This is a genomic window from Serratia sp. 1D1416 (genome assembly GCF_003641105.1).
GTDB classification, from domain to species: domain Bacteria; phylum Pseudomonadota; class Gammaproteobacteria; order Enterobacterales; family Enterobacteriaceae; genus Serratia; species Serratia ficaria.
Map to the genome: position 1 here is coordinate 2,786,071 of NZ_CP032738.1, position 12,048 is coordinate 2,798,118.

Below are 12,048 nucleotides of genomic sequence, written 5' to 3' on the forward strand. Positions count from 1 at the left end.
TAATGCTGATTTTTCAATTGGCTGATCGCTGGGGCGAGTCAGACCCCCGTAAAATAGCCGCATTACCGGCGCAAGTTCTGAATCACTGGCGGGCATACTTCAAGCTGCAGGGCATTACAGCCGACACTGCGGAAGATGCCCCTGTTCATCAACCCGCTCAGCCTGTGCAAAGCACCATTGATGCGCAGTGTGCTGACGTTATGCGAGTGCTTGGGAATGGCTGATGTAGCATCGTTGGCGGTCGGGTTGTACCTGAATGACGCCAATTTTAGAAACAAGCTGGTGGCTGCTTACCGCACTGCTGGCGATCAATCCGGTAAATTTAACCGTCAAGCCCAACAGGATGCAAAAAAGACAGACGAGGCTTATCAGCGTGTCGGACAAACGGTCAGCAACCTGAAAGGGACGATGGCGGGTTTGGCTGGCGTTGCTGGCCTGGGATTCTCGCTGGGAAGCATTATCACCACCACCCGGCAGTATGGCCAGGCTCTGTCTGACCTTTCCGCGATCACCGGGGCCACCGGTGCGCAGCTGAAACAATTCGATGAAGCCGCGCAGCAGATGGGGCGCACCACCGAATACAGTGCCAGTCAGGCGGCGGAAGCGTTAAAGCTGATGGCCAGTGCCAAGCCGGAATTGCTGAAAACGGCAGACGGGCTGACTACAGCGACCAACAGTGCGCTGATTTTGGCACAGGCGGCGGGTACCACGTTGCCGGATGCGACAAAGACGTTGGCCCTTTCGCTTAACCAGTTTGGAGCCAGCGCCAGCCAGGCTGATCGCTACATTAACGTTTTGGCCGCCGGGGCTAAGTATGGCTCGTCTGAAATTGCTGATACAGCAGCCGCGATAAAGAATGGCGGTGTGGCAGCGGCGCAGGCCGGGATCGGCTTTGAGCAGTTGAACGCAGCGATCCAGGTATTGGCAGAGCGTGAAATTAAAGGTGGTGAGGCTGGTACCGGGTTACGCAACGTTATTCTTAATCTTGAAAAAGGCACGGATAAAACGCTCAAACCCTCCATTGTGGGGCTGAGCACCGCGCTGGAAAACCTGTCGAAGAAAAACCTCTCCACGGCGCAGGCGGTCAAGCTATTTGGCCTGGAGAACATTAACGCCGCGTCTATCCTGGTGAGTAACCGCAGCAAACTGGATGACCTGACAAAGTCCCTGACCGGTACCCAGACAGCTCACGAACAGGCCGCGACGCGCGTCAACAACCTGAACGGCGATCTGATGGGGCTGACCAGTGCTTTTGAAGGGTTGATCATCAAAGTCGGGCAAGCCAGCGGCGGCCCATTGCGTACCGGCGTACAGAGTGTGACCGAGGCTATTAACGGCCTTGCGGATAACTTCAACATGGTGGCCAGCGTGGCGTTATATACGCTGATCCCGGTGATGTCCACCAAGCTAACCGCCGGCATACGCGAAAGCATCGGGGCATGGCGTGATCAGCAGACCGCCGTTAAGTCTGCCGCGCTGGCGCAGGCCAGCATTGCACAAAAGACGATCGACGCTGCCAATGCCACCCTGCTGCAAAATAATGCCGAATTTGGCCGTGTCCGTGCGATGGAAAAAACGGCCAAACAATACGGCATGAACGTCAGTTATACCGCTGATTACAACCGGCTGATCCGGGAGGAAACCGAAGCCACGCGTGCGGCCACCGTTGGGAAGGCCCAACTTGATGCGGCAAATAAGCGCCTGTCAGTGTCAACCCGCGCAGTATCGGTGGCAACCGGGCTTGCCCGTGGCGCATTGGGTCTGATTGGTGGGCCATTCGGGGCGGCGATGTTGGCCGGTTCGGCGATACTGTACTTCCATGAGCAGAATAAGCAGGCTCGGCAGTCTGCTCTGGCGTTGAAAGATGCGGTTATCGAAACCACCGGGGAATTGTTAAAGCTTTCCCAGACGAAAATTGCGATTAAGGTCGATGATTTCGAAGGCCAGCTAAAGAATCTCGGTGATGAAAAATCGAAAATAGAAAACCAATTGGCGCAACTGAGTGATACGCGTATCAATGCAGCACGCGATCGCAGCAAAGGAGCGTTAGGTTTCCTTTATTCGGACCCCGCCAAGCTGGAAAAAGAAAGGAACATGCTCAAGGGGCAGTTGGAAGATATCAACGCGGCCACCGCAACTACCCAGCAGAACCTGAAAAACTCCCGTGATGCAATGGCACTGACCAGCAATGGCATGGCAGGCGTGCTTACCGGTATTGCCGACGCCAATGTGATCAACAATGCCATCGCTAAAGTAGGGGCTGCTGGTTCATCGGTTGAAAGCCCATGGAGTGGGGAAGATCCGGCCAAAGCAGATAAAAAAGGTCAGCAGGCGCTGAAGCAATATCAGCAATTGCGTCAGGAAATTGAGGTTGCTCACTCGACCAGCCTTGCCAAAATTGACCTGGAAGAACGGAACTCACAGGCCAAACTGATCGCCACAGCTAAAGCTGCCGGCGCCAGTCAGGCAGATGTACAACGCGTTATGTCTCTGAATGCCGAGAACTACCAGCGGCAGCGGTTAGAACTGGCTGAACAGTATGCGCCGGGTCAGGCGACAGTACGTAAGGAGCAGGAAACCAGCAGAGAGCTGAAAGCGCTGTATGACGGACGTTTGCTGACGGAACGTGATTACCTGGTCGCCAGGCATACCTTGCAGCAGGATATGGCCCGCGAGAGGTTAAAGGCAGAGGCAGATGCCATTGCAGCACCACGGCAGAACATCGCCGGCGACGTAGATCCCTCTGTTCAACTGAGCAACCAACTGGCACAGCAGCAGGCTCAATATCAGGCGTACTACCAGCAAGGTTACATCGACAAGCAGCGTTATGAGCAGTTGATGCAGGCGGCAACACAGGAATCAAGCGATGCGCAATATCAGCAGGCAATGAGCCTTTATGCTGGGCAGAGCCAGATCAATAAGCTGCAGATCGGGCTGGTGGACACGGTACGGGAACGCTCCACCAATATGCTTACAGGGATGCTTACCACAACAAAAAGTCTTAAAGACGGAATGATTGGTCTTTTCTCATCTCTCACGCAGTCCATTATTCAGAACCTGATAGAAATGGCTATGCAGGCATTGCTGACCCAAACTATTTTGTCTTCCTTCATGAGCATTGGTGGTGGGGCTGCTGGTGCGGGCAACAACCCTGGGGCCGTTCCTATGTTCGCGAATGCCAAGGGCGGCGTTTACTCTTCGCCTTCCCTGAGCGCTTACAGTGGCCAAGTGGTAAGCCAGCCCACAACGTTTGCGTTTGCCAAAGGCGCTGGCTTGATGGGGGAGGCTGGTCCAGAAGCCATTATGCCGCTCAAACGTGGCGCGGATGGTTCACTGGGTGTACAGGCAAATGGCGCCACGGGCAATCAGACGTTAATTAACGTCGATATTACCATTAGCTCCGACGGCTCCAGCCAGGTGCAAGCGACAAGTGGGTTTGAGTCGGCCGGCAATGATATCGCCAACTATGTCGATCAGCGTTTCCGCGTATTGTTGAACAAGAGCATGAGCCAGGGCGGGACACTTAACCGGGCAATCAAGGGGAGCCGATGAAATTAGAAACGTTCAATTTCCCGGCGCGGGTAGGAACATCTGGCGATATAGAGCCAGTGATGAGAACAACCCAATTTGGCGACGGATACACTCAGAGCACCGGTGACGGCATCAACAGTGAGAAGGAGAGCTGGCCGTTGGTGTTTGTTGGCGTCTGGGATGAGATAAAGCCCATCGTCAAGTTCCTGCGTGAGCACAAAGGCTATCGCTCTTTTAAATGGAGAAACCCGATGTTTGAGCTGGGCCTCTATCAAGCCGGTAAGCTCACGGTGCAAGCCAGCGGTGCTTATTTCTCCCTCTCCGTTACATTTACCCGCGCTTATCACCCATAGGAAAAAGTATGTCGATAAACACCGATCACCAGCGCCTAGAGCCTGGGAGTGAAGTGCGCTTGTTTGTTGTGGATGGCACTCAGTTTAACGGGCCGGAACTGTACTTTCACAGCCACACCATTTCGCATTCTGAAGATGAGCTGGAAGCCGCTGGCGATGACCCCGGCAAGCTGTTGGCAAAATCTATTTGGTGGCAGGGGCAGGAATACAAACCCTGGCCGGTGAAGATTGAGGGGCTGGAAGTCACCAGCGATGGCTCAGCACCGAGCCCTACGCTGTCCGTCAGTAATATAGATGGGACGATCGCCTCCCTCTGCCTGCATTTCCAGAACATGGCAAAGGCCAAGGTGACGATACGGAAAACGTACTCACATTACCTTGATGCCCGCAACTTCCCTGAAGGCAACCCGGAGGCCGACCCATCACAAGAAGACGTGGAGGTCTGGTACATCGATCACAAACTGAATGGCAATAACAAGGTCGTTGAGTTTGCGCTGTCTTCGCCGGCGGACCTGGAAGGACTCATGATCCCCACGCGGCAAATTCACAGCCTTTGTACCTGGTGCATGCGCGGCCAGTATCGCGGTGCTTCGTGTGGTTATACCGGTACTGCGTATTTTGATGCCGATGGCAACCCGACCGACGACCCATCAAAGGATGAATGTTCCGGTCTGCTGTCCACCGGTTGTGAGCCTCGGTGGGGGAAAGGTAACCCGCTGCCGTTCGGTGGGTTTCCAGGCTCAGCTCTGCTGAAGAGGTAACCATGCGAAAGCATATTATTAGCGCCATCATGGCGCATGCTGAATCTGAATATCCGCGCGAGTGCTGCGGGCTGGTGGTGCAGAACGGACGCAAACAACGTTATGTTACTTGTCGAAATCTGGCCCCGGAGCCTACGGAACAATTCAGCCTGGCGCCGGAGGATTACGCCGAGGCGGAAGATAGCGGCGATATTGTCGCTATTGTCCATAGCCACCCGGATGCCACCACCCAACCCAGCCAGCTCGATATTGCGCAGTGTGACCTGTCACAATTGCCGTGGGTCATCGCCAGCTGGCCAGAAGGTGATATCAGAGAGGTAATGCCCACGCAGGGCATCAAGCCGTTGCTTGGCCGTCCGTTTGTGCACGGGTTCTGGGACTGCTACGCCATCGTGCGGGATTGGTATCAGCTCGAGCGAGAAATCACTTTGCCGAATTACCCGCGCGAGGATGGCTGGTGGGATCGCGGTGAAAACCTCTATATGAAACTCTATGCCGAAGCTGGTTTCGTACCGGCATCAGGTGAGATGCAGGTCGGCGACGTAATCATTATGCAGGTGCGAGCCGATGATCCAAACCATGCAGGGGTTTACCTGGGGGATGGTGTTATGGTCCATCACATGTATGGCCATATGAGTCAGCGCGTCCCCTATGGCGGGTACTGGCTGGCGCGGACGATAGTCACCCTGCGATACAAAGGCTAATCTGCTATCATCTTGAATCCTACATAAGAAGGGACTTCAAAATGCGGAAAATCATTTTAGCCATTGCTGCCACAGCTATTTTATCTGGTTGCACATCAGTCGCTGAATCTCCTCGTTCTGCAGCTAGTGCTCCATCTGAGCAATTATTTAAATATCAGGACAGGCAGGCAGGAAATGCAGAACTTGTTGTTGTTAGAGACGGTGGCACCTTCTCTAGCCCTTGTTTAGCTACGATTTTTTTAAACGGCGAGAAAATAGCTAAGTTATCAGCTGGGCAAAAAGCCTCGTTTTTTCTTAATAATGGGGAGTTAAACATAGGAGCGGCGCTTGAGGGCAATGGTTTATGTGGTATTGGAAAACCAATGCAAGAACGTGAGGTGACATTAAAATCCGGGGCTATTAAATACTATCGCGTGTTCTTTGATAATTCAGGTTACGCAGATATAAAACCCACATCCATTGATTGAGTGCAATTCTGCTTTCACATAGGCCGCCATTTTGGCGGCATTTTTTATGGTGATATTATGAGTTTAATTATCCAAGAATATAGAACGATACGGCTATATGGGGTGCTTGGCGCAACTTTCGGTCGCGTTCATCGTTTGGTAATAGATACTCCAAGAGAGGCAATAAAAGCCTTATCCGTAACCATTCCCGGTTTCGAAAGGTTCTTGCAAACCGCGAAGAGTCGAGGGTTAACATTCGCAGTATTTAATGGGCGAAGGAATATTGGTCTGGATGAAATTAAATTTACAGGCCGTGAAGACATCCGAATTGCACCAATAATTATCGGAAGTAAAAAGGCTGGAGTTTTCCAAACGATCTTAGGTGCTGTAATTGTAGCCGCCAGTGCAGTATATGGATTCTATACTGGTGATTGGACTAATGCAGCTTATGGCTTCCAGGTTGGCGGAGCCATGATGCTAGGTGGCGTTGTCCAGATGCTTTCTCCCATGCAGAACGGATTAGCGCGACGAGAAGACCCAGACAACAAACCCAGCTACGCATTTGGCGGCCCTGTTAACACTATTGCACAGGGCAACCCCGTTCCTATTGGTTACGGAAAGCGTCGGGTAGGTGGCGCAATCATTTCAGCTGGCATCTACGCCGAAGATCAACAGTAGTCTGTAGATATGCAAATGACCCGCTTCGGCGGGTTTTTTTATGCCTGGAGAAAATATGACGGCTATCACCGGTAGCAAGGGCGGCAGCAATAACACAACGACGCCAACTGAATCGCCCGATTCTCTACAATCTACATCCTACGCCAAAATGCTGCTGGCACTGGGTGAGGGAGAGTGGGAAGGCGGCCTCGATGGCACAAACATTTTTCTTGATGGAACGCCTATTGTTGCCGCTGATGGCACGCAGAACTTCCCCGGCGTGCGTTGGGAGTTCCGCCCGGGCACGCCCGATCAGGAATACATTCAGGGTATGCCTGATGTTGAGAATGAGATCACTGTAGGCACTGAGCTAACCAGCCAAACCCCGTGGATCCGCTCGTTGACGAATACCCAGCTATCGGCGTTTCGTCTGCGTTTCTCCTGGCAGCAACTGCAGCAGCAATTGGATAATGGTGATGTGGTCGGCTACAGGATTGAATACGCGATCGACGTGGCGACGGATGGCGGCACCTACCAAGAGATGCTTAATACCGCCATCGATGGCAAGACCACAACGAAATATGAACGCAGCCATCGCATTGATCTGCCAGCGGCCACAACGGGCTGGCAGGTGCGTGTACGTCGCCTGACGCCTAACAGCACCAGTAACCGCATCGCCGACAAAATGGTGATTGAGTCCATTACTGAGCTGATTGATGTAAAGCTGCGGTATCCAGAAACCGCGCTATTGTTCGTGCAGTTCGACGCCAAGCAATTCCAGAATATCCCGGCAGTATCGTGTGAGCCGAAAATGGGCATCGTGCGTGTTCCTACAACCTACGACCCGATCACTCGGTCATATACCGGTACATGGGACGGTTCGTTTAAATGGGCCTGGACAAATAACCCCGCCTGGGTGTTTTACGATCTGCTGGTCAATGACCGCTACAGCATCGGTGAACGTATCAAAGCCGAAAATCTGGTAATGACGAAATTCGATCTGTACGCCATTGCTCAGTATTGCGACCAACTGGTGCCAGACGGGCGGGGCGGTGATGGCCAGGAGCCGCGATTCCTTTGTGATGCTTATATCCAGTCACAGGAAGAAGCCTGGACGGTGCTGCGCGACTTCGCCAACATCTTTCGTGGCATGACCTACTGGGCTAAGAACAGTATGAACGCGCTGGCTGATATGCCACGCGATCTGGATTACACCTACACCCGCGCCAACGTGAAGGATGGCGAATTTCGCGACTCCAGCGCCAGCGAAAAGACGCACTACAGCATGGCGATGGTCAGTTGGGCTGACCCGGCGAACGGCTATCAGGACGCAGTAGCACCGGTGTTTGAAAACTCACTGATCCGCCGATACAACATTAAGCAGGCCGAAATTACGGCGATTGGCTGCACCCGCGAGACGGAGGCGATCCGCCGTGGGCGGTGGCTGCTGCTGACGAATGACAAAGACCGGGTGATCAATTTCACCGTGGGGATGGACGGTAACATTCCACTACCTGGCTATATCATCGGTGTTGCGGATGAAACACTGGCTGGCCGTCCATTGGGAGGCCGCATCAGTGCCGTTTCTGGACGCAACATTACTCTAGACCGTGAATCATCGGCTGCCGTGGGCGAGCGTCTGATCGTAAACCTTCCATCAGGTAAGTCTCAGGCTCGCACAATTCAGGCTGTGAATGGTCAGATCGTTACAGTAACTACCGAATACAGCGAAGTGCCGGTAGCGGAGTGTGTATGGGCGGTGGATGCATCCGATCTGGCTATTCAGTTATTCCGCGTGACCGGCGTAACCGAGAATGAAGACGGCGTGTCCTTTGACATAACGGCCATTGAGCATGACCCGAACAAATACGCTCGCATTGATACCGGCGCTCGCATCGAGGACCGCCCGATCACAGTCATTCCTCCGGGTGTGCAGCCGCCACCGAAGAACGTGACGATCAGCAGCTTCTCGACCATTAACCAAAACATAGCGGTAACCACACTGCGTGTGACCTGGGATCTGGCAGAAAGCGCTATTGCCTACGAGGCTGAATGGCGCCGGGATAATGGCAACTGGATACCGGCGGCGCGAACATCAACGCAGGGGTTCGAAGTACCAGGTATTTATGCTGGTCGCTATCAGGCCCGTGTGCGTGCTGTTAACGCTGCGGAAATTTCCAGTATCTGGGCGAACGCGCCAGAGACAGTGCTGAAGGGTAAGGAAGGTAAGCCACCGGTACCGGTGGGGTTCAGGGCTTCTCCTCTGCTGTGGGGCATTCAGTTGGATTGGGGGTTCCCTGACGGAGCAGAGGATACGCTGAAAACCGAAATTCACTATGCGGACAACGCTGCCGGCAACAACGCGATGCTGTTGGCCGATATCCCATACCCGCTCCATACCCATACAATGACCGGATTGAAGGCGGGCCAAGAGTTCTGGTTTCGCGCACGCCTGCAGGACAGGACCGGGAATATCGGTGACTGGACAGGATGGATAAAGGGGCAATCCAACGCGAACGCTGATGATTACCTAGAGGGGATCGGCGATGGTTTCCTGACGGATAAAGACGGTGACCGGCTGACGGGGGATATTGACACAAATATTGAAGCCATTATCCAGAATGCACTGGCCAACAACGCCACGGTAGAGCATCAGTGGGCGCAGTACGGCACGGTGCGTGCCGATATTCTCATTGTGAAGACCACGATAGCGGAAGTTGATCGGGCGCTGGCAGAAATGTCTACCCAGGTGCAGGCGCAAATTGACGACGTTACGGCGGTGCTGGAGGACAAGCTGACGGCCACCGTTGACGCCGACGGTGCAACGGCCATCCACACACTGAAAGCCGGCGTACGGGTGAACGGCGTGTTCTACAACGCGGGCATGTCGATCGCTGTCCTGGCGGAAATCGGTAAACCGGTCATTACCCGCATTGGCTTCAACGCCAATCAGTTTGTGTTGATGAGCGGCAGCGGTGATAACCAGTACTCACCCTTTGCGGCCATCGATGGCCAGGTGTTTATCAGCGACGCATTCATTCAGAACGCCTCGATCACGTCGGCCAAAATTGCGGATGCGGCCATAACCAACGCCAAAATCAGCGGTTTTATTCAGTCTGACGATTTCAATGCTACCAACGGATGGCGCTTTGATAAAAGCGGTGCTGGCGCCGGTCAGATTCAGATCAATGGTGGAGACGGCAACGGACGGATGGAGATACGCGGCGACCAGATTAACGTTTATGACGCGGGTGGAAATCTGAGGGTGCGGATGGGGAGGCTTTAATATGGCCTATGGGATGGTGGTGAATGGTAAAGAGTTGGCAGCTGTGAATAGCCCATCGCTGTTAGCCAACGACAAAGAACCCTGGGCCGATGGAAATAGACAGAAGATATATACACCCCCGGATTATGTTCCGGGGAACCCAGTTTTTATTGTTGGGCAGACTGGCTATATCTTTGGTAGTTCGACCAATCCGCCATTTTACGGAGGGATCACGGGTTGGCGAACCGATGGAAATAGAATCATCGTTGATTTTTCCTCGGCAAACAATCAGGCATTTTTTACAGAGTTCAGCATATATCAGGTTCAAACTCCGCAATCAGTTTCCGGGGCTTACGGGATCATGATCCAAAATTCAGTTGACTGGATGAGCATAAACAGTGAGCAGCGGCTTGGCTTTGTTGTGTGGAAAGGGGTAGTTGAAATAAACGGGCAATGGACTTTGCCAACGGTTCAAAATGACAACACGAAAATTGTTTATGTTCGCTGTGATGACCCAGGTGTTTCCGTGTATCACTCAGTTGAAAATAACGAATTAACGGTATCGCGTGATAATGGAAGTGGCGAGCCTTTCCGAACCACTGCAAACGTGCAAGTGGTAATTATGAATAGTGGATATTATCCGCCAACCCCCAATGGTTACGGCATGGTGATTAAAAATGTCGCTGGGAATAATACCTTTACGAGTGATTGCGAGCCTTTGCTCTGGGATGGGAGGTCAGTAAATGTTGGAGCTAATCCGGACGATTTGGTCAATACGGGAATTACTAGGCCCATGATACCCCTTGCCGTAAATGCATTTATGCGTGGTAACTCAGAAATGAGCGGGGGCTATTATAACTATTACAGCTGTGGTTATCGATTTAACGGGGCAGCGGTTCAATTCTGGCGCGCTGATTCCGGCCGAAAAATACAGACAAAATGGAATACATCAACGCGATGGTATTCCTCCCAAATGCCGCTGATGGTTATTAACGCTGACCATTATTTCTAACCAACCGGCCGCTGCGCCGGTTTTTCATTGCCAAAATTCAGGAGAATGGCCATGCCAGCAGGCACTATAACGTTAACGAATGACTGGGTCACGGTTACCGGGTCTGGCACCGCATTCACGAAAAACCTAAAGGTGGGCGACTTCATCGTGGCCGTTGTCGGTGGAGTCACTTATACGCTTGCTGTGAAGTCAGTAGACAGCGACACAAAAGTGATGTTGCTGAAAGCCTACGACGGGCCGACACAGTCTGGTGTCGCATGGTATGCCGTGCCGCGTGATGCGATGAATGCTATTACTGCGCAGTTGGCGGCAGAGACGGCCAAAGCGCTGCGGGGCCTAAACTACGACAAAGAGAACTGGCAGCAGGTGTTCAGCGGCACGGGAGACATTACGGTAACGCTGCCCGATGGCAGCACATATACCGGCCCAGCCTGGAACAGCTTCACATCCGCACTTAATAATAAGGCGGACAAAACAGAATTGGATAAAAAAGCCGACAAAACAGAAGTTGATAAAAAGGCTGATAAAAGCTCTCTAGGAACAGCTGCCGCAAAAGATGTGGGTAAAAATTACGGCTCTATCCCCCTATCCGGCGACGGGGGTTTATTGCGCCGGGGGGCGATACGAGAACGAAGGATACAGATATTAATGACCTGTATAATCGGTTCATGGATTCGGGAATGGTAGTTTATCGAAATGATGTAGTGGTTGGTGGAAATTGGCCGCACCCAGTATATTCGCCGTCATTATTTATTCCAGCTGGTGACACGTTCGCTGCAATATCGTTTCCATACGATGCCCTTGGTGGCGAGATAAGGGTTTATGCAGGTAAAAAAGCGACGAGTTGGAGTGGGAAGGCTTTGTACACCAGGGCATTATTGGATTCCACAAATACAACTGTTGATGGAAATGGTTTTATTAAAAAAGCATCACCAATAGCAAGATTATCCAGTAACCCTAAAAAAATGCAGGCCGATTATCAGGATGAGGGATTTTCTTTGGTCGGCTGCGTGGCTGTAAACAGCGAGGCGGATGGAGTGAGCGCAGAGCGAATCTCCACCGGCGTTTATCAGCTGAATGGTTCGCAGGGGTTTGCTAAAGAGGGTTGGACCATCGAAGTACCGCAGGATGTTAACGGCAACCGCTTGTGCTTTGTGGAGACCGATACTGATAGCGACGGTGTTATCACGGTGAAGGTCAGCAAGCGTCGCTTTGACATCGATAGCGCCATGGTTGTCCCTGGCGAACCGATGGATATCCCTGATGGGCGCTGGATTGATTTACGGCTTGAAATGCCAGAGAGCAAAGACAAATAACAT

General features: G+C 52.6%; 10 protein-coding genes. All 10 read left to right on the forward strand.

Going from position 1 to position 12,048, the window contains the following annotated elements; all coding sequences use genetic code 11:
* The first annotated feature begins 216 nt into the window (after positions 1-216).
* The 10 genes from D7I37_RS13460 to D7I37_RS27310 are packed head-to-tail and all read left to right on the forward strand — an operon-like array spanning position 217 to position 12,045.
* Complete coding sequence (locus tag D7I37_RS13460; protein WP_242502689.1) at positions 217-3,552, forward strand: phage tail tape measure protein; 3,336 nt, start codon at positions 217-219, stop codon at positions 3,550-3,552.
* Complete coding sequence (locus tag D7I37_RS13465) at positions 3,549-3,884, forward strand: phage tail protein (RefSeq protein ID WP_129543864.1); 336 nt, start codon at positions 3,549-3,551, stop codon at positions 3,882-3,884. The genes D7I37_RS13460 and D7I37_RS13465 overlap by 4 nt, the downstream gene beginning before the upstream one ends.
* A gap of 8 nt (positions 3,885-3,892) precedes the next feature.
* Positions 3,893-4,645: a phage minor tail protein L gene (locus tag D7I37_RS13470; protein ID WP_129543865.1), complete on the forward strand. Its 753-nt coding sequence runs from the start codon at positions 3,893-3,895 to the stop codon at positions 4,643-4,645.
* 2 nt (positions 4,646-4,647) lie between these two features.
* Positions 4,648-5,349, forward strand: a complete 702-nt coding sequence (locus D7I37_RS13475) for a C40 family peptidase (protein WP_129543866.1) — start codon at positions 4,648-4,650, stop codon at positions 5,347-5,349.
* Between the two features lie 41 nt (positions 5,350-5,390).
* Positions 5,391-5,816, forward strand: a complete 426-nt coding sequence (locus D7I37_RS13480; protein WP_129543867.1) for a lipoprotein — start codon at positions 5,391-5,393, stop codon at positions 5,814-5,816.
* Positions 5,817-5,873: 57 nt separating this feature from the next.
* On the forward strand, positions 5,874-6,473 hold the full coding sequence (locus D7I37_RS13485; protein ID WP_129543868.1) for a tail assembly protein: 600 nt from the start codon (positions 5,874-5,876) through the stop codon (positions 6,471-6,473).
* Positions 6,474-6,528: 55 nt separating this feature from the next.
* Positions 6,529-9,738 carry a host specificity protein J gene (locus D7I37_RS13490; protein ID WP_129543869.1) on the forward strand — a complete coding sequence of 1,070 codons (3,210 nt, stop codon included), beginning with the start codon at positions 6,529-6,531 and terminating at the stop codon, positions 9,736-9,738.
* Position 9,739: 1 nt separating this feature from the next.
* The gene (locus D7I37_RS13495; RefSeq protein ID WP_129543870.1) at positions 9,740-10,729 is read left to right on the forward strand and encodes a DUF6453 family protein; all 990 of its coding nucleotides are present in this window, start codon (positions 9,740-9,742) and stop codon (positions 10,727-10,729) included.
* Between the two features lie 51 nt (positions 10,730-10,780).
* Entirely contained in the window at positions 10,781-11,416 is a 636-nt protein-coding gene (locus tag D7I37_RS13500; protein WP_371415228.1) for a hypothetical protein, read from the forward strand.
* Complete coding sequence (locus D7I37_RS27310; RefSeq protein ID WP_242502690.1) at positions 11,410-12,045, forward strand: hypothetical protein; 636 nt, start codon at positions 11,410-11,412, stop codon at positions 12,043-12,045. The genes D7I37_RS13500 and D7I37_RS27310 overlap by 7 nt, the downstream gene beginning before the upstream one ends.
* The last annotated feature ends 3 nt before the right edge of the window (positions 12,046-12,048 follow it).

Coding starts and splice junctions, on each gene's coding strand:
- D7I37_RS13460 (WP_242502689.1), top strand. CDS start 217: ATGGCTGATGTAGCATCGTTGGCGGTCGGGTTGTACCTGAATGACGCC.
- D7I37_RS13465 (WP_129543864.1), top strand. CDS start 3,549: ATGAAATTAGAAACGTTCAATTTCCCGGCGCGGGTAGGAACATCTGGC.
- D7I37_RS13470 (WP_129543865.1), top strand. CDS start 3,893: ATGTCGATAAACACCGATCACCAGCGCCTAGAGCCTGGGAGTGAAGTG.
- D7I37_RS13475 (WP_129543866.1), top strand. CDS start 4,648: ATGCGAAAGCATATTATTAGCGCCATCATGGCGCATGCTGAATCTGAA.
- D7I37_RS13480 (WP_129543867.1), top strand. CDS start 5,391: ATGCGGAAAATCATTTTAGCCATTGCTGCCACAGCTATTTTATCTGGT.
- D7I37_RS13485 (WP_129543868.1), top strand. CDS start 5,874: ATGAGTTTAATTATCCAAGAATATAGAACGATACGGCTATATGGGGTG.
- D7I37_RS13490 (WP_129543869.1), top strand. CDS start 6,529: ATGACGGCTATCACCGGTAGCAAGGGCGGCAGCAATAACACAACGACG.
- D7I37_RS13495 (WP_129543870.1), top strand. CDS start 9,740: ATGGCCTATGGGATGGTGGTGAATGGTAAAGAGTTGGCAGCTGTGAAT.
- D7I37_RS13500 (WP_371415228.1), top strand. CDS start 10,781: ATGCCAGCAGGCACTATAACGTTAACGAATGACTGGGTCACGGTTACC.
- D7I37_RS27310 (WP_242502690.1), top strand. CDS start 11,410: ATGGTAGTTTATCGAAATGATGTAGTGGTTGGTGGAAATTGGCCGCAC.